The sequence below is a fragment of the Bradyrhizobium nanningense genome, from assembly GCF_004114535.1.
In the GTDB taxonomy this organism is placed as follows: Bacteria; Pseudomonadota; Alphaproteobacteria; order Rhizobiales; family Xanthobacteraceae; genus Bradyrhizobium; species Bradyrhizobium nanningense.
This window is the reverse complement of sequence record NZ_LBJC01000082.1, coordinates 32,501-50,712: the sequence shown is the minus strand read 5'-3', so window position 1 is coordinate 50,712 and position 18,212 is coordinate 32,501. Positions and strand designations below refer to the sequence as shown.

Annotated in this window: 13 protein-coding genes, 1 rRNA gene and 1 riboswitch; of the genes, 6 read left to right on the top strand and 8 right to left on the bottom strand. The window is 64.2% G+C overall.

The window, feature by feature from the left end:
• The first annotated feature begins 9 nt into the window (after positions 1–9).
• Positions 10–441, top strand: coding sequence for a hypothetical protein (locus tag XH84_RS38370; RefSeq protein ID WP_128920436.1), 432 nt, complete (start codon positions 10–12; stop codon positions 439–441).
• On the opposite strand, the gene XH84_RS38365 is transcribed toward XH84_RS38370, so the two are convergent.
• The 3 genes from XH84_RS38365 to XH84_RS38355 are packed head-to-tail and all read right to left on the bottom strand — an operon-like array spanning position 442 to position 3,359.
• The gene (locus XH84_RS38365; RefSeq protein WP_128920437.1) at positions 442–1,380 is read right to left on the bottom strand and encodes a prephenate/arogenate dehydrogenase family protein; all 939 of its coding nucleotides are present in this window, start codon (positions 1,378–1,380) and stop codon (positions 442–444) included.
• Entirely contained in the window at positions 1,377–2,474 is a 1,098-nt protein-coding gene (gene hisC, locus XH84_RS38360; RefSeq protein ID WP_128920438.1) for a histidinol-phosphate transaminase, read from the bottom strand. Before hisC ends, XH84_RS38365 begins: the two co-directional genes overlap by 4 nt.
• A gap of 36 nt (positions 2,475–2,510) precedes the next feature.
• On the bottom strand, positions 2,511–3,359 hold the full coding sequence (locus tag XH84_RS38355; RefSeq protein ID WP_128920439.1) for a chorismate mutase: 849 nt from the start codon (positions 3,357–3,359) through the stop codon (positions 2,511–2,513).
• Positions 3,360–3,516: 157 nt separating this feature from the next.
• Positions 3,517–3,596, top strand: a riboswitch (SAM riboswitch).
• A 91-nt stretch (positions 3,597–3,687) separates the two neighbouring features.
• On the opposite strand from XH84_RS38355, the gene metX reads away from it, so the two are divergent.
• Positions 3,688–4,893, top strand: a complete 1,206-nt coding sequence (gene metX / locus XH84_RS38350; protein ID WP_128920486.1) for a homoserine O-acetyltransferase MetX — start codon at positions 3,688–3,690, stop codon at positions 4,891–4,893.
• 2 nt (positions 4,894–4,895) lie between these two features.
• On the top strand, positions 4,896–5,558 hold the full coding sequence (gene metW, locus XH84_RS38345; RefSeq protein ID WP_128920440.1) for a methionine biosynthesis protein MetW: 663 nt from the start codon (positions 4,896–4,898) through the stop codon (positions 5,556–5,558).
• 115 nt (positions 5,559–5,673) lie between these two features.
• Here the strand turns inward: metW and XH84_RS38340 are convergent, their stop codons facing one another.
• The gene (locus XH84_RS38340) at positions 5,674–6,534 is read right to left on the bottom strand and encodes an alpha/beta fold hydrolase (RefSeq protein WP_128920441.1); all 861 of its coding nucleotides are present in this window, start codon (positions 6,532–6,534) and stop codon (positions 5,674–5,676) included.
• 216 nt (positions 6,535–6,750) lie between these two features.
• Between XH84_RS38340 and XH84_RS38335 the strand changes: the two genes are divergently transcribed.
• On the top strand, positions 6,751–7,503 hold the full coding sequence (locus XH84_RS38335) for a TIGR02594 family protein (RefSeq protein WP_128920442.1): 753 nt from the start codon (positions 6,751–6,753) through the stop codon (positions 7,501–7,503).
• A 120-nt stretch (positions 7,504–7,623) separates the two neighbouring features.
• Here the strand turns inward: XH84_RS38335 and XH84_RS38330 are convergent, their stop codons facing one another.
• Positions 7,624–8,427 (bottom strand): MOSC domain-containing protein, encoded by an 804-nt coding sequence (locus tag XH84_RS38330; protein ID WP_128920443.1) that lies wholly within the window; start codon positions 8,425–8,427, stop codon positions 7,624–7,626.
• A gap of 238 nt (positions 8,428–8,665) precedes the next feature.
• Here XH84_RS38330 and clpB point away from each other — a divergent pair, with 238 nt between their 5' ends.
• Positions 8,666–11,305, top strand: a complete 2,640-nt coding sequence (gene clpB / locus XH84_RS38325; protein ID WP_128920444.1) for an ATP-dependent chaperone ClpB — start codon at positions 8,666–8,668, stop codon at positions 11,303–11,305.
• A gap of 84 nt (positions 11,306–11,389) precedes the next feature.
• Here clpB and XH84_RS38320 read toward each other — a convergent pair whose 3' ends face one another.
• The 3 genes from XH84_RS38320 to XH84_RS38310 form a co-directional block, all read right to left on the bottom strand.
• Positions 11,390–11,653: a hypothetical protein gene (locus tag XH84_RS38320; protein ID WP_128920445.1), complete on the bottom strand. Its 264-nt coding sequence runs from the start codon at positions 11,651–11,653 to the stop codon at positions 11,390–11,392.
• 77 nt (positions 11,654–11,730) lie between these two features.
• Positions 11,731–13,350, bottom strand: a complete 1,620-nt coding sequence (locus XH84_RS38315; RefSeq protein WP_128920446.1) for an NHL repeat-containing protein — start codon at positions 13,348–13,350, stop codon at positions 11,731–11,733.
• A 152-nt stretch (positions 13,351–13,502) separates the two neighbouring features.
• Complete coding sequence (locus XH84_RS38310) at positions 13,503–15,566, bottom strand: M23 family metallopeptidase (RefSeq protein WP_128920447.1); 2,064 nt, start codon at positions 15,564–15,566, stop codon at positions 13,503–13,505.
• A gap of 993 nt (positions 15,567–16,559) precedes the next feature.
• Here XH84_RS38310 and XH84_RS38305 point away from each other — a divergent pair.
• Positions 16,560–18,048: ribosomal RNA gene (locus XH84_RS38305) — 16S ribosomal RNA — on the top strand.
• Positions 18,049–18,212: the final 164 nt, after the last annotated feature.

Sequence of the window (18,212 nt, the reverse complement as noted above, 5' to 3'; positions counted from 1 at the left end):
GGGTGACGATTGTCTGACGGCCTTCTGATCCTTCGGCTCGCGCAGATCGTTGCCCGGCTTGGCCTTGCCATGACGGGCGCGGTTGGCGCGACCTTCGTCGCTGCGCTCTTGATGCGTGTCGAGCTCGCGTGGTTCGACACGGTCGAATTCGCGGCCATGCTGATCGCGCTCGGTGTGGCCGGCGCCTATCTCGGGATTGACCTGCCGCGCTGGCCGTCCCCACGGGAGCGACCGGTGCACCGGTCCGCCGCGATCGATCTCGTCAGCGCTGCGGGAACGTTCTTTGCGGCCGGAGCCGGCCTGCTCGCGCTCTACTCGTTCGTGTTCGACGAGGCCGCGGACGGGGGCTGGAACCTTGTCCTCGGCTTCTCGTGGGCGCTCGGCGTGTGCATGCAGATCGTCGCAGGTCTCGTCGGCCGGATATTCACGGCCGGCACGTAGCTACGGCTTCTTGCCGAGCTGGCCATGTTGGCGGCCGAAATCCGCGGCCGCCGAATCCTGGCCGATCTCGACGATGCCGCGGCGAATGGCGCGGGTGCGGGTGAAGTGGTCGAACAGCGCCTCGCCGTCGCCGCGGCGGATTGCGCGCGTGAGCTTGGCGAGATCCTCGGTGAAGGTGCCGAGCATCTCCAGCACCGCCTCCTTGTTGGCGAGGAAGACGTCGCGCCACATCGTCGGGTCGGAGGCCGCGATGCGGGTGAAATCGCGAAAGCCGCCGGCGGAGAACTTGATCACCTCGGACTCCGTCACCTGCGCCAGCTCGTCGGCGGTGCCGACGATGGTGTAGGCGATCAGATGCGGCAGATGACTTGTGATGGCGAGCACGAGGTCGTGGTGATCCGGCGTCATGACCTCGACCTTGGCGCCCATCGCCGCCCAGAATGCGCGCAGGCGATCGGTCGCAGCCGCATCGACGCCTTCGGGCGGGGTGAGGATGCACCAGCGATTGAGGAAGAGCTCGGCGAAACCGGAATCCGGTCCCGAATGCTCGGTGCCCGCGACGGGATGCGCCGGCACGAAATGAACGGTCTTCGGCAGATGCGGTGCCATGTCCCTGACGATGGCGCCCTTCACCGAGCCGACGTCGGAGATAATGGCGCCGGGCTTCAGATGCGCGGCAATCTCCTGCGCCACCTGCCCGCAGGCGCCGACGGGAATGCAGAGGATGACGAGATCGGCATCCTTCACCGCTTCCACATTGGTCGCCACGACCTTGTCGACGATGCCGAGCTCGAGCACCCGCGCGCGAGTCTTCTCCGAGCGCGCGGTGGTGACGATCTCGCCGGCCAAGCCCTGGAGCTTGGCAGCGCGCGCGATCGAGCCGCCGATCAGGCCGAAGCCGATCAGCGCGACGCGCCGGAAGTGCGGTGCGCTGCTCATTTGCCGGCCATGAAGTCGCGCAGGCCGTCGACCACGAGGCGGTTGGCCTCCTCGGTGCCGATGGTCATGCGCAGCGAATGCGGCAGGCCGTAGTTCTTCAAGCCGCGCAGCACGAGGCCGCGCTTGGTGAGGAAGGCGTCGGCGTCGTCAGCGGTCTTGCCCTTGTCGGTCGGGAAGTGGATCAGCACGAAATTGGCGACGCTCGGCGTCACCTTCAATCCGAGCTTGCCGATTTCCTCGGTGAGCCAGTTGCGCCAGGTCTCGGTGAACTGCTTCGACATCGCCTGGTGCGCGGTGTCCTCGATCGCGGCGACCGCGGCATACATCGCCGGCGTCGACACGTTGAACGGGCCGCGGATGCGGTTGACGGCGTCGATGATGTGCTCGGGACCGAACATCCAGCCGATGCGCAGCGCGGCGAGGCCGTGGATCTTGGAGAAGGTGTGGGTCACCACCGTATTCTCGGTGGTGGCGACGAGCTCGATCCCCATCTCGTAGTCGTTACGCGAGACGTAATCGCAATAGGCGGCATCCAGCACCAGGAGCACGTGCGAGGGCAGGCCGGCGCGCAGCCGCTTGACCTCGTCGAACGGGACATAAGTGCCGGTCGGATTGTTGGGGTTGGCGAGCCAGACCAGCTTCGTCTTCGGCGTCACCGCCTTGAGAATGGCATCGACGTCGCAGGTGAGGTCCTTCTCCTGCGCGATGACGTTCTTGGCGCCGACCGCCATGGTCGCGATCGGGTAGACCAGGAAGCCGTGCGTGGTGGAGATCGCCTCGTCGCCATGGCTGAGATAGGTATGGGCGAGCAGATTGAGGATCTCGTCCGAGCCGGCGCCGCAGATGATGCGGTTGGGATCGAGCCCGAACGAGCGGCCGATCGCCTCGCGCAGCACGCGCGAGGTCCCTTCCGGATAGTCCTCAAGATGATCCGCCACGCGCTTGAACGCTTCGATCGCCTTGGGCGAGGGCCCGAACGGCGTCTCATTGGCCGAGAGCTTGAACACCTTGCGGCCAGGCTCCGCCACCGGGCTCTTGCCGGGCGTGTAGGGCGCAATATCGAGAATGCCGGGATTCGGCACGGGGCGGGACATCTTGAACTCCGAAAATGGCGGGGCGTGGCGCGCGGTTTACGATTTCGCCCCGGTCGGGGGCACCGTATAGCGCGTTGCGTGGCTGCCGACGAGGGCCACGGAGCGCACCGAGGCCCCCGCCTCGATCAGGGCAGCCCTGATTTTGTCGATGCTGGTCGCGCTCGTGACCGAGACCAGCAATGCCGCGCCGTCAAAGGCGGTGTCGGGCACCGCCACGATCTCGGCGAGCGGTGACAAAGCGCGCGCGACCTCGGCGTTCCACCCCGACACGCGCACGCTGAAGGTCTCGACCTCGGTCACCAGGGCGCTGTCGGGGACCCGCGAGATCGCGAACACCGGCAATGCGGCCGGATGGTCGGCACGCTCGATGAAGGGCATCCGCGCGATGATCTTCGGGGCCCCGTTCGCTTCCAGCTCCAGCCACCATGGCGTGCGGCTCGAGGTCGCCGAGACCAGCGCCAGGTCGCCCTTGGATTTCGCCACCGCCTCGACCGCGGCCTGCGCGCTGAAATGGGCGACGTAAGGCACCGTGAAACCGAAATTGAAGCGCACGGAATCGCGCATCGCCGGCTCGCTGGCCGAGACGTCGGCGTGCACGGAGAACGGCGCCTGCACATAGGTGAAGGTCGAGATGATGACGCGCCAGATGCTCTCGACCGTGTCGAGCGGCAGGATGCCGCGATGACGCTGCACGAGCTCGCGCATCATCGAAGCCTCGCGCGCAGGGCGGAACGCCGAGCCGACCTCCTGGGTCTGCTTGACCTGGATCAGCCGGTCGATGATGTCGCCGCGCTGCATCAGCAGGCGATGCATGCCCTCGTCGATCGCGTCGATCTCCTTGCGCAGTTCCTGCAGCGATGGTGGCGCGGGCGGACGTTGGGACATGGCTGGCTGTTGATCGTTCCGATGGGGATGTCCTGATTAGGCAGTCGGGGCGGCGAAAGCAAAGAGAAATGACGTCCTTTTCGTCTCGCACGACAGCGGCGAATTAGGTCGATCCGGCCCCGCGACTTGACGAAAACCGCCCAAGACGGTAGCTTTTGCCACGTTCCGTGGTCATTTGAGCCGGCCGGCTTGCAGCCACGTTAAAAAACTCGCTAAACAGGCCGGGGACGCTTCCGATCCCGGCCGAACCTATCGTTCAGGCCGGGTTTTTCATGGCCTGATGCAAGTGGCGATCAAGCGTTTGATCGCAAACGAGGTCGATGGTCAGATGGGTGGCGTCAAGTCGATACCGAGTCCTGCGATCAGCGCCGACGAGCGGTCGCATGAGGTGGATCATCCGAGCTCGCAAGTAGCGCATTTCGGCACCGAGCAGCCGCTGCGGCTCGATTGCGGCGTCGATCTCTCACCGTTCCAGATCGCCTACCAGACCTATGGCGAGCTCAACGCCGGTCGCTCCAACGCGGTGCTGATCTGCCATGCGCTGACCGGCGATCAGCACGTCGCCAATGTCCATCCGGTCACCGGCAAGCCCGGCTGGTGGGAAACCCTGGTCGGCCCCGGCCGCCCGATCGACCCCAAGCACTACTTCATCATCTGCTCCAACGTGATCGGCGGCTGCATGGGCTCGACCGGGCCGGCGTCGATCAATCCCGCCACCGGCAAGGTCTGGGGGCTCGATTTCCCCGTCATCACCATTCCGGACATGGTGCGCGCGCAGGCGATGCTGATCGACCGGCTCGGCATCGACACGCTGTTCGCGGTCGTGGGCGGCTCGATGGGCGGCATGCAGGTGTTGCAATGGACCGCGGCCTATCCTTCCCGCGTGTTCTCCGCGCTGGCGATCGCCTGCGCGACGCGGCACTCGGCGCAGAACATCGCCTTCCACGAGCTCGGCCGCCAAGCCGTGATGGCCGATCCCGATTGGCACGGCGGCGGCTATGCCGATCACGGCATCCACCCGCATCGCGGGCTCGCGGTGGCGCGGATGGCGGCGCACATCACCTATCTCTCGGACGCGGCGCTGCATCGCAAGTTCGGCCGGCGCATGCAGGACCGCGAGCTGCCGACCTTCTCGTTCGACGCCGACTTCCAGGTCGAGTCCTATCTGCGCTACCAGGGCTCCTCCTTCGTCGAGCGCTTCGATGCCAATTCCTATCTCTATCTGACGCGCGCGATGGACTATTTCGACATCGCCGCCGACCATGGCGGGGTGCTCGCAAAGGCGTTCGCGGGAATTGCGACCCGGTTCTGCGTCGTCTCCTTCACCAGCGACTGGCTGTTTCCGACCTCGGAATCGCGCGCGCTGGTGCATGCGCTGAATGCGTCGAGCGCGCGGGTGTCGTTCGCCGAGATCGAGACCGATCGCGGTCACGACGCCTTCCTGCTCGACGTTCCCGAATTCTTCGACATCTCCCGCGCCTTCCTGCAATCGGCAGGCAAGGCGCGCGGGCTCAGCGGCAAGAAGGACGGCTAGCGATGTCTGTACAGGAAGTGCTGCCGTTGGGCGGCCTCGCGGCGGGGCAGTCTGGTCAGTTTCGCGCCGATCATCTCCTGGTCGCCGAGATGGTCAAGCCGGGCTCGAAAGTGCTCGACGTCGGCTGCGGCGAGGGCGACCTGCTTCAGCTCTTGGAGACGCGCGGCATCGACGGCCGCGGCATCGAGCTGTCGCGCGAGGGGGTCAACCGCTGTGTCGCCAAGGGTCTTGCGGTGGTGCAGGGCGATGCCGACACCGACCTCGTCAATTATCCCGACGACGCCTTCGACTACGTCATCCTGTCGCAGACGCTGCAGGCAACGCGGCAGCCGCGGGTGGTGCTGGAAAATCTGCTGCGCATCGGCCGCCGCGCCATCGTCTCGTTTCCGAATTTCGGCTTCTGGAAGATGCGGCTCCAGCTCCTGATCGGCGGCCACATGCCGCGTACCGAGAATCTGCCGGCGACCTGGTACGACACCGCCAACATCCATTTCTGCACCATCAAGGATTTCGTGCAGCTCTGCGACGAGATCAACGTCAAGATGGAGCGCTCGGTGGCGCTCGATCTCTACGGCCGCCCGGTGCCGCTGAATCTGCCCTGGTGGGTGTGGAATATGTTCGGCGAGCAGGCGGTGTTTCTGCTGAGCCGCGGCGGGGGGAAATAGTTTCTCGTCATTGCGAGGAGCCCTTGCGACGAAGCAATCCAGACCGTCTCCGTGGAAAGACTCTGGATTGCTTCGCTGCGCTCGCGATGACGGAGTATGTGGCGGCGCCTTCGCGCTATTGCGCCAGCGACCGCGGATCCCGCACCGGCCAGCGGCCGGCTTCCACCAGCGTGATGAACCGCTCTACGCTCTCGTTGAACAGCGCCGGCTCTTCGAGATTGAGCACGTGGCCGGACTTCGGAAACATCGCGAGCCCTGCGGCCGGCAGGTGCTTCTTCAAGAACAGGCTCGGCCCGATGCACGGATCGTCCTCGTCGCCGCAGATGATCAGCGCCGGCGTCGCGACGGCTCGGATCGCCTCCGTCATCGTATAGATCGAGGGGCGGCCGCCCTGGAAGCCGCGCATCGTGCGCGCCGAACCCTGAGCGTCGTGCCGCGCCAGAGCGGCGTAGAAATCGGCGTGCCCGCGCGGATCCTTCACCAGGAAGGGAATCCGGCTCGGCGCCTCGCGCGTGACTTTTGCCACTTCCGCCGAGCCCAGCGTCTCGAATTGCTCGGCATTGGCGCGGCACTGCTTGCGCCATGCCTCCAGGTTCTCGAGCTCCGAACCCGAGCCGACGCCAGCCAGCGTCATCGACAACGCGCGCTGCGGCGCGTTCAATCCGATCTGCAGAGACGAGTAGGCGCCCATCGACAGGCCAACGAGATGCGCGCGCTCGATTTTGAGATGATCGAGCACCGCGAGCGCGTCGCTGTAGAAATGCGTGTAGCTGTAGACCTCGCCCTCGGGCACGTCCGACGGCGTGTAGCCGCGCGCTGAATAGGTGATGCAGCGATGGCCGCGCGAGAAGTAACGCATCTGCGGCTCCCAATTGGTGTAGTCGGCCGCGAACTCGTGCAGAAAAATGATCGGCGTTCCCTGACCCGCCTCCTCGAAATAGATGCGGACGTCGTCCCTGGTCGTGGCGTGGGGCATTAACCGTTTCCCTCTGTTCAAGCCGCCTTTGCAGGATCGCAGTTAATGCTGTTGTCCGCAATGCGGCAGCATTGGACCAGGTCCGGCGCAAAATCATCGCAGCCATTCGCAGGCCACCCGCGTCTTTTTCTCGCCACATCCGGCGGCTTAACGGCCAGGCGGATGTCGGCTCTTGCACGGGCCGATGGGAAGTGGGGTGTCAACGAAGGATGAAGAATGTTTGAGTTGTTTGCGTGTCGCCTGTCGCGTTGTGTTATTGCGCTGGCGTTCTTCTCCGCGGCATTTGCCGCATTCGTTTCTCCGGCCTCAGCGCGGCCGCATCATCGTCATAGCGCAGAGCGGCACGCCTACGTGCACCACGCCAGACATCATCATGACCGCCACCATGCACGCAGCTCGCGCTTCGAGCGCAGCGCCGCGCAATTGCAGGCGAGCGGCTTCGGCAACACCTTTGCCAGCTATGATCCGAACACCAATAGCCCCGGCGTGGCCATGGGCGGCAATGGCGGAACGATCATCAGCGGCGGCGGTCGAATGGTCACGAGCGGTAGCCGTCGAGGGGCCATGAGCGCGAACGGCGGCATCGCGAGTGACGCCACGAGCAGCGGTGGGTTTGGCGGTGGATCGGGCCTCGTCTCCGAGGCGCGCCGCTACATCGGCGGCAATCCGACCGGGCGCGGCAGCCTGTGGTGCGCGCGGTTCATGAACATGGTTTTGCAGCACACCGGCCATCAGGGCACGGGATCAGATATGGCGAGCTCGTTTGCGCGTTACGGCACGCGCGTCTCAGGTCCGCAGGTCGGCGCCATCGCGGTGATGTCACGCGGCGGCCGGGGTGGCCATGTCGGCATCATCACCGGCATCGACGCGCAGGGCAATCCGATCATGATCTCCGGCAACAACGGCAACCGCGTCCGCGAGGCGCCGATCTCGCGCGGCCGGATTTATGCGTATGTGATGCCGAATTGAGCTGAGGCCTCGTCATTGCGAGGAGCGAAGCGACGAAGCAATCCAGACTGCCTCAGCGGATAGATCTCTGGATTGCTTCGCTGCTCTCGCAATGACGGAGTGCGCGGGGCCAGTGTCCCGTCACACCAGCTTCGGCTCTTCCACCGCGATCGCATCACCGATGCCAATCTCGCCGCCTTCGATCACCTCGGCATAGATGCCGCAATCCATGTGGCCGAGATGGCGCGAGAGCGTCGGCGGGATTTCGAGATCGCGTTTGGCCGTCACCGGGTCCACATTGGTGGCGGGGCAGCGGACGATGCGCTTGACCACCGTCAGCCGCGCCTGTCCGATCGCAAGCGTCTGGCCGACGAGATCGAGCTCCGACCAGGCCGGCCAGCCCTTCACGTAGAGATTGGCGCGGAAGCGCAGCGGATGCACGGCGGTGCCGCCGAGCATGGTCTCGATGGCGCGGACGCTGCCGAGATTGATGATCGAAACCACCTTGCGGGCGACGTCGGAGAAGCTGTGGTCGCGGCCGGACAGCAGCTTCGGCGGCCCCTTGAGCTCCGGCTGAAAGTTCTCCGCGAAGTAGCGCTCGATAGCGGCGCGCCCGGACGCGGTCTCCAGGTCCCCGCTGGCGACGGTCTGGCCGCCCTTGCGGATGGTCAAGACATTGGTGGCGTCGTCGAAGCGGCTGTCGAGCTCGGCCAACCGCTCATTGCGTGCGAGCATCAGGAACTGGATTTTCGGCTTCCACTCGGGCTGCTCGGGATCGAAGCCGCTTGGGCCGTTCTCGATGGCGTAGCGGCGGTCGGCGGGCAGGGTCTGGCCTGCTCGCAAGGGGGCGCGGCGCAGGGGCTCCGGCGTCAGGCCCTTGATCGGGTAACGGTAGAGGCCGGCGATCTCGGCGGGCTGGCTGGCTGACTTTGCAGTGGGGGTCATGCCGCTACTTAGGGGATTCGGCGGGTCCGCGCCAAGCAGCCCAGGGGCGCACGAAATTGTGAATTCGCCTCTTTCGATCTCCCGGACCGCTTCCCACATCTGCCCCAGGCCGGCGCCAAGCCGGCAAAAACCCACCGTTCCCGCTTGAGAATCCTCAATGCGGTCAGCGGAAACCCAATGAAGATGCCGTATTGGGGTGCCTGAAAGGGCCCCAAGGGCAGGCCGAGGGACAGAAAAGATGAATATCGAGAAATATACCGAACGCTCCAGGGGCTTCATCCAGTCCGCGCAGTCGCTCGCGATGCGCGAGGGGCACCAGCAGTTTTCCACCCTGCACATGCTGAAGGTCCTGCTGGACGACAATGAGGGACTGGCTTCCGGCCTGATCGACCGCGCCGGCGGCAATTCCCGCGCAATTCTCAAGGCGACCGAGGACGCCCTGAACAAGGTGCCGAAGGTCTCCGGTGGCGGCGCCGGGCAGATCTATCTGGCGCCCGAGCTCGCCCGCACCTTCGACGCGGCTGAGAAGGCCGGCGAGAAGGCCGGCGACAGCTTCGTCACCGTCGAGCGGCTTTTGCTGGGGCTCACGCTGGAGAAGACCAGCGAGGCCGGTACCATCCTGAACAAGGGCGGCGTCACCCCGCAAAACCTCAACGCGGCGATCGAGGCGCTGCGCAAGGGCCGCACCGCGGACTCCGCGACCGCCGAGAACGCCTATGATGCGCTGAAGAAATATGCCCGCGACCTGACCCAGGCGGCGCGCGACGGCAAGCTCGATCCGGTCATCGGCCGCGACGAGGAGATCCGCCGTACCATCCAGGTGCTGTCGCGCCGGACCAAGAACAACCCCGTTCTGATCGGCGAGCCCGGCGTCGGCAAGACCGCCATCGCCGAAGGCCTCGCGTTGCGCATCGTCAATGGCGACGTGCCGGAGAGCCTGAAGGACAAGAAGCTGCTGTCGCTCGATCTCGGCGCGCTGATTGCCGGCGCGAAGTATCGCGGTGAGTTCGAGGAGCGGCTGAAGGCCGTGCTCCAGGAGGTGACCGGGAGCGAGGGCACCTTCATCCTGTTCATCGACGAGATGCACACGCTGATCGGCGCCGGCAAGGGCGACGGCGCGATGGACGCCTCCAACCTGCTCAAGCCGGCGCTTGCCCGCGGCGAGCTGCATTGCATCGGCGCGACCACGCTCGACGAGTATCAGAAGCACGTCGAGAAGGACGCCGCGCTGGCGCGGCGCTTCCAGCCGATCTTCGTCAGCGAGCCCTCGGTCGAGGACACCATCTCGATCCTGCGCGGTCTGAAGGACAAGTACGAGCAGCACCACGGCGTACGGATCACCGATTCCGCGCTGGTGGCGGCGACGACCCTGTCCAACCGCTACATCACCGACCGCTTCCTGCCGGACAAAGCGATTGACCTGATGGATGAGGCCGCAGCGCGGCTGAAGATGCAGGTCGATTCCAAGCCGGAAGAGCTGGATTCGCTCGACCGCGAGATCATCCGGCTCAAGATCGAGCAGGAAGCGCTGAAGAAGGAAACCGATCCCGGCTCCAAGTCCAGGCTCCAGACGCTGGAGAAGGATCTCGCCGAGCTCGAGGAGAAGTCGGCGGGCCTGACGGCGCGCTGGAGCGCGGAGAAGAACAAGCTCTCCGACGCCCAGAAGCTGAAGGCCGAGCTCGACGGCTTGCGGGTCGAACTCGCCAACGCGCAGCGGCGCGGCGAATTCCAGAAGGCCGGCGAGCTCGCCTATGGCCGGATCCCGCAGCTCGAGAAGCAGCTGGCCGATATCGAGGCCAAGGAGAACTCCGGCGAGATGGTGGAGGAGGCGGTCACCACCAACCACATCGCGCAGGTGGTCTCGCGCTGGACCGGCGTGCCCGTCGACAAGATGCTGGAAGGCGAGAAGGAAAAGCTGCTCAAGATGGAGGAGCAGCTGGGCCAGCGCGTCGTCGGCCAGGCCGAGGCCGTCCGTGCGGTCGCAACCGCCGTGCGCCGCTCGCGCGCGGGCCTGCAGGACCCGAACCGCCCCACCGGCTCGTTCATGTTCCTGGGGCCGACCGGCGTCGGCAAGACCGAGCTGACCAAGGCCTTGGCGGAGTACTTGTTCAACGACGAGACCGCGATGGTCCGCCTCGACATGTCCGAATACATGGAGAAGCACTCGGTCTCGCGGCTGATCGGCGCGCCTCCGGGCTATGTCGGCTATGACGAGGGCGGTGCGCTCACCGAAGCGGTGCGGCGCCGGCCCTACCAGGTGGTGCTGTTCGACGAGATCGAGAAGGCGCACCCTGACGTCTTCAACGTCCTGTTGCAGGTGCTGGACGACGGCCGCCTGACCGACGGCCAGGGCCGTACCGTCGACTTCCGCAACACGCTGATCATCATGACCTCGAACCTCGGTTCGGAGTATTTGGTGAACCAGCCGGAGGGCGAGGACACCTCGGCCGTGCGCGACCAGGTGATGGGAATGGTGCGCGGGCATTTCCGCCCCGAATTCCTCAACCGCGTCGACGAGATCATCCTGTTCCACCGCTTGCAGAAGAGCGAGATGGGCCGGATCGTCGAGATCCAGTTCGCGCGGCTGCAGAAGCTGCTGACCGATCGCAAGATCGTGCTGACGCTCGACGCCGCCGGCCGCGATTGGCTCGCCGCCAAGGGCTGGGACCCCGCCTACGGCGCACGTCCGCTGAAGCGGGTGATCCAGCGCCACCTCCAGGACCCGCTCGCAGAGATGATCCTGGCCGGCGATGTCAGGGACGGCGATAACGTTGCCATCTCGTCCGAAGGCAACGTGCTGACCTTCAACGGCAAGGCGCCGCAGACCGCCGAGATCACCCAGTTCGAGGCGCCGGTGGCGAAACGGAAGCTGAATTGAAGGGTCGGCGCTTGCCGCCTGAAACGACAAACCGCCCCGGAGAGGTCAACCTCTCCGGGGCGTATTGTTTTGTCGGCTGGCTCGCTAACTAACCGAACGCGACGCGGAGCCAGGATCGCCTGGCTCGTCGTCGTCTTCATCGAGCTGAGAAAGGATGTCCACGAGCTCACGCACCCGGCCCTGCGCCAGCGGGCGCAGATCGTTGATCATTGGCTCATCATTGGCGAGCCAAGCCTGGGCCTCAGTGAGCTCCTCGACGGTCGCGCCGGTCCCGATGATCTGGGCAATGGTGACGTCGTCGGCCCGGTTCACAGCCTTGATGACATCGTCGCGTGAGAGGCGCGTCATGGGCGATCCTCCTTCAGTCAGCGTTCTAACCGGGGACCGGCGTGCCGGTTCCCGGGCCAGGTCCGTGCACGACATTCCTACTTCTTCACGACCTTGTAGATCGCATTCTCGACATCCGAGCTGAAGTAGATCGCCCCCGTCGCTCCAACCGCCACACCGGTCGGAATATTCGTCGGCAATCCGCCAGGCGTACTCGGCAAGCCGATCGGGAGATTGGCCGCAATCTCGGTGACCGTGCCGCTCTCCGGCGCGATCGCGATCAGCCGCTTGGCGCCGACTTCCGCCACGATCAGTTGACCGTCGCTGCCGCGTGCGATGCCTTCCGGCATTTTCAGCTCCTTGGCGAGCACGGTCTTTTCGCCATTGCTGTCGATCCGTGACACCGTGCCGGCAAAGGCCTCGGTGACGTAGACCTCGTCGGTCTTGCCGCGGACCAGCCCGACCGGGCCCTCGAGGTCGCCAATCAGCGTGGTGCGATCCTTGCCGTGCTCGCCGCTCACGCGCACCAGCGATTTGGTGCCGAGCTCCGCGACGAGGATGCTGCCGTCGGCGAGCACGATCGCATCATGCGGCGCCTTGAAACCGTGCAGCATGTCGCGCGTGGCGCCGGTCTTGCCGTCGATCACCTGCACCGTGCCGGTGAACCAGCTCGACAGCACCACGTCGTTGCCATTCGCCGTCGCGCTCATGGGATATTCGAGCGTGGTGCCGGCGGCGTGCATGCGCGCCTTCTCGGTGACCTCGCCGGTCGCGCCGTCCACCGTGCGATAGGCGAACACGTCGGCGACGTGGATGGTATCCTTGCCATTCTCCGAGGTGACGCCGATGCCGCCGGGCAAAGCGAGCTTGCCGATGATGATTTGCTTGGCCTGGCCGGTCGCCGGATTGACCTCCTGAATGCCGTTGTCGGCCATGTTGGAGACGTAGATGCGGTCCTTGTCGTCGATCGCGAGATTGTCCAGCGACGGCTTCAGTTGCGCCACCATGGTCTTGCTGCCCGTCTTGGGATCGACCCGGACGAGCTGGCCCAGCGCGGTGTCGACCACAAAGAGATTGCCCTTGGAATCGAAGTTCACCGCGGCTGGGACCTTGAAGCCGTCGGCGACGACGGTCAGTTCGGCCTTGTCGACGTCGACCTTTGCGACCTGGCCCTTGAACCAGAGCGGACCGTAGAGCTTGTCGTCGGGACCGAACTCGAAGCCGTTGAGGCCGCCCATCTTCTCCATGATCTGGCGCGGCGGCTTGGTGCCCTCGACGTCGATCTCGTAGAGCGTGTCGCCGAGGAAGACGGTGGTGGCATAGAGCCTGCCGTCCTTGCGGAAGGCGAGCGAGTTGATGCCGGGAAGGCCGCTCGCGAGCTTCTTGATCGGGCCGTCGCCCTTGCGCGAATAGAGATCGCCGGTCAAAAATCCGGTCCAGGCCATGGTGCCATCAGGCGCGAACGCGATGTCGTCGGCCATGCCCACGGGGGAAGGGATTGCAACCTTGGCGGTACCGCCTGAGATGTCGACCTCGTAGAGCGCCGCGCCGGCGACGCTGCCGGCGAACAGATGGCCGGCCTTGTCGATGCCGAGCCCGTGCACGCCATGGAATGCCGAGCCGGGAACGAGCTTCGTGACCTCCCAATTGTCGGCCGATGCGCTCGTGGCGGCGAAAAGCGCAGCGACCAGGGCTGCGCAGGCGAGCCTGTTCTTCATGGCGAGACCTCCCATTTTTTGGAAAGTATTCGCTCCTCACGCCGCTTTGGCAAACGAAACTTGACGTTGTGACGCCGCGAAGCGGGCTCGCGCGATCAACCTCGAATTCGGGTCGTGTTTGGAGATGTCCGGCCGATGTCGGCCGGTTGCGGCTAGCGGTTGGTGACCTGCAGCGGCCCACCTGTCGCGTCCGACATGCGGGCGATGGCGCCGCCGCGGCCGCTCATCATGCCCTCGAGCCGGTCGCGCTCCTTCTCGAAGCTTGCGAGCATCGGACCCTCGAGCGAACGGCCGCGCGGCAGCTTCACGCGCATCGGATCGACGAAGCGGCCGTTGACCAGGATCTCGTAGTGGACGTGGGGTCCGGTCGACTGGCCGGTCGAACCGACGAAGCCGATCACCTGACCCTGACGCACCTTCTTGCCCGCCTCCATGCCCTTGGCGAAGGCCGACATGTGACCGTAGGCGGTCTCGTAGCCGTTGGAATGCTTGATGCGGATGTACTTGCCGTAGCCGCCTTCGGGGCCGGCCTTCTCGATCACGCCGTTGCCGGAGGCAAAGATCGGCGTGCCGTAGGCGGTGGCCCAGTCGACGCCGGTGTGCATCTTCACATAGCCGAGGATCGGGTGGCGGCGGCCGCCGAAGCCGGAGCGCATGATGGCGTTGTTGACCGGCTTTCTGACCAGGAACTTCTTCGCGCTCTTGCCGGTCTCGTCGTAGTAGTCGACGACGCCGTCGTCGGGGCTCTGATAGCGGTAGTATTTCTTGGTCTCGCCGCCGACGGTGAGGGAGGCGAACAGCACGTCGTTCTTTTCGCTCGACGTCACGCCCTCGTCTTCGCCGGCGTAGAACACGTCGAAGGAATCGCCCGGCTGCACCTTGCGCTGAAAATCGACGTCGTAGGAGTAGATCTTGATCATGTCCTCGATGACCGGCATCGGCACCTTGTTGCGCATCGCGGTCTCGTAGATGCTCTGGTAGAGCCGCACGCCGGTGCCGTCATCGTCGTCATCGTCGTCGCTGTTGGGGTTGGCCGTAGCGTCGGCGACGGTGTTCATGCTGGAGACGTCGACCGCGACGTATTTGCCGAGATCGGACAGCGCCGCGATCGCCTCGACCATGGTCTCGTTGGCGACCACGACGCGGTAGGGCTGGAGGCGGGCGCCGGGACTTGCGGGCGCCATCAGAATGCGGAGCTTCTCGCCCTCCTTGAGGCCGCCGTCGCGGCCGCGGGGCCCGAGCGTCGCGGTGATCGCCTTGATCTCGTCGGCGCTCGCGCCGAGATCGCGCAGCACGCCGGCGACGCTGTCGCCCTTCTTGACCAGATGGACACGTTCGCCGGTGGGATTGCCGCCGGTGATCTGCTCCTTGGTCTTGGGCAGCAGCGTGACGTTTTCAGGCACCACGCGCGTCTCGAAGCCGGCATAGGGATCGGACGGCGAGGCCTCGGCGGCGTAGGCGGTCCTGATGTCGGAGGGGCCGGTCGCGCCTGAGATGTCGGCGGCGGCATTGGCGAGCGAGGCGTAGCGCACCCCGCCATTGCCACGCCAATTGGCGGCGTCGCGCACCCGCATCAGGATGTCGTCGAGCGCCACCACTGCGGAAATCTTCGCCTTCGGCAGCACCGGCGACAGGTCCTTGGTGACGAAGGAGACTTCCGCGTCGGGCTCGACGGCTTCCGGATTGTTCGGGTCTTCAGCTGCCGTCTTCGGATCGGAGCCGACATCGGTGAGCAGGCGCTGGGCGTTGAACGGCGGAATTTTCGCCGACAGATCGCTCGTCGTCATCGACAGATTGCCGGCGATGCGGACGAAGGGGCGCACCCGCATCACGTCGCGATTGCCGACGCGGGCGACCGTGGAGACGCGCACGATGTTGCGGGACGCCGTGGATTCGCTCGGCGGCGGCAGGCGGTCGCTCTTGTGCAGCGTGGCGGCGCGATCGGCGGCGCCGAAGGCGCCGCGCAGCGCGCCCTCGACCCGCTCCGGCACCTTGGCGAAAGTCATCTCGCCGTCGAGAGATGCGAAAACGGCGCCGCCGATCAGGGCTGCGCCGCAGAGTCCGGTCAGAATTGTCCCGCTGAACCATTGCACCGAGACGCGGCGGCGGTCGATCACGGCGGCTTCAGAACCGTCGACGGACAGCGGCGGCTCGTGGCCGAGATCGATGATCCCGGTCTCACGCCCGTAAGCGCCGCGTGACGTCCTGTGGTTCACTCAAGTCCCCCAATCAACGACCCAAGAAGCCTGCTTCGAACCGTCTCCCTGGCCGCCCTCTTGAAGGGGGATCGCCGGAAAAAGGCAAGCCGCACAGGCGTTCGCGCTCAGGAGGCCCCTCGGATGGGGCCGGCCGAAATTACGAACAGCTGGACGGGTAAAGCTCTCTCGATGTCTCTCGAATGTCCGGGGAAGGCCGCGTCATCTGCAAGATCGCCTTCCTCTGACCCCATGAAAACCGCCGGCAGCCCCCACTGGCATCCCGCGATTCAAGCTTGTCTCTTATCAGAACGCCGCGGGATTGTGGCTCAAGTACGGCGCCTGTCATGGAAAAAGTTTCCTGAACGGCCGGGCGCCGGAGCCCGCCCGGAGGGGGCGTGGCAAGCCGCCCTCGGAGCCCCTCCGAGGCCCCGTGGAGGCCAAACTTTTTTTCAGTTTTTTCTTCGGCTCACTGCGGCCCGGCTCACTGCGGCCCGTCTAACTGTCTGGAAATGTGCGATTATTTTCGACGATCCACTGTGCGACGATTTGTTGACGATTGGCGTTGACAGCCCGGAAGGTGGGGCCTATAACCCCAACCACTGAGCGCGGCGCCGCCGGGTCACTGACCAAGGCGAGCGAACGCGCCACTGATGCTCCTCACCTTGTTGAGTGACACAACAGCCGACACAAGTCGGTTGGAGTTCATCCATCGTCGGTAAGGGTGTCGGAACCCTTCCTCTCAGGAAGGTTGAGGCCTCCACGGTCTCGGGCTGTTTGACAAGTGAAGATGAAGAAAGAGAAACGTGGACGGCGGAGTCCTTGCGGGTCTCGCTTCTGAAAGGCTTCGGCTTTTCTGATCGAGACCGGACGAAAGACTTCGGCGGTACACGTTTTAAAGGAAACACCATCGTTGCCAGCGATGTGAATCGCAGGCAGCTCATCGACTTCGGTCGATGGAAAAATGGTGGGACCTCGTCAAACGTTGTGATCAGCTGGTTCAAAGTTCAAGTCCAACTTGAGAGTTTGATCCTGGCTCAGAGCGAACGCTGGCGGCAGGCTTAACACATGCAAGTCGAGCGGGCGTAGCAATACGTCAGCGGCAGACGGGTGAGTAACGCGTGGGAACGTACCTTTTGGTTCGGAACAACACAGGGAAACTTGTGCTAATACCGGATAAGCCCTTACGGGGAAAGATTTATCGCCGAAAGATCGGCCCGCGTCTGATTAGCTAGTTGGTAGGGTAATGGCCTACCAAGGCGACGATCAGTAGCTGGTCTGAGAGGATGATCAGCCACATTGGGACTGAGACACGGCCCAAACTCCTACGGGAGGCAGCAGTGGGGAATATTGGACAATGGGGGCAACCCTGATCCAGCCATGCCGCGTGAGTGATGAAGGCCCTAGGGTTGTAAAGCTCTTTTGTGCGGGAAGATAATGACGGTACCGCAAGAATAAGCCCCGGCTAACTTCGTGCCAGCAGCCGCGGTAATACGAAGGGGGCTAGCGTTGCTCGGAATCACTGGGCGTAAAGGGTGCGTAGGCGGGTCTTTAAGTCAGGGGTGAAATCCTGGAGCTCAACTCCAGAACTGCCTTTGATACTGAAGATCTTGAGTTCGGGAGAGGTGAGTGGAACTGCGAGTGTAGAGGTGAAATTCGTAGATATTCGCAAGAACACCAGTGGCGAAGGCGGCTCACTGGCCCGATACTGACGCTGAGGCACGAAAGCGTGGGGAGCAAACAGGATTAGATACCCTGGTAGTCCACGCCGTAAACGATGAATGCCAGCCGTTAGTGGGTTTACTCACTAGTGGCGCAGCTAACGCTTTAAGCATTCCGCCTGGGGAGTACGGTCGCAAGATTAAAACTCAAAGGAATTGACGGGGGCCCGCACAAGCGGTGGAGCATGTGGTTTAATTCGACGCAACGCGCAGAACCTTACCAGCCCTTGACATGTCCAGGACCGGTCGCAGAGATGTGACCCTCTCTTCGGAGCCTGGAACACAGGTGCTGCATGGCTGTCGTCAGCTCGTGTCGTGAGATGTTGGGTTAAGTCCCGCAACGAGCGCAACCCCCGTCCTTAGTTGCTACCATTTAGTTGAGCACTCTAAGGAGACTGCCGGTGATAAGCCGCGAGGAAGGTGGGGATGACGTCAAGTCCTCATGGCCCTTACGGGCTGGGCTACACACGTGCTACAATGGCGGTGACAATGGGATGCTAAGGGGCGACCCTTCGCAAATCTCAAAAAGCCGTCTCAGTTCGGATTGGGCTCTGCAACTCGAGCCCATGAAGTTGGAATCGCTAGTAATCGTGGATCAGCACGCCACGGTGAATACGTTCCCGGGCCTTGTACACACCGCCCGTCACACCATGGGAGTTGGTTTTACCTGAAGACGGTGCGCTAACCCGCAAGGGAGGCAGCCGGCCACGGTAGGGTCAGCGACTGGGGTGAAGTCGTAACAAGGTAGCCGTAGGGGAACCTGCGGCTGGATCACCTCCTTTCTAAGGATGGTTCTTCAGAAGCTTGCTTCTATCGAACCGTTTTAGAAACATCAGTGGCCAACAGATCGCCAGATCGTTGAGCTGCATTGGCGGGATTTCGCCGTCTTCGTTTCTCTTTCTTCGCGGACGAACACGCGCTGGGGCTGCAAGCATGCAGAATCCCT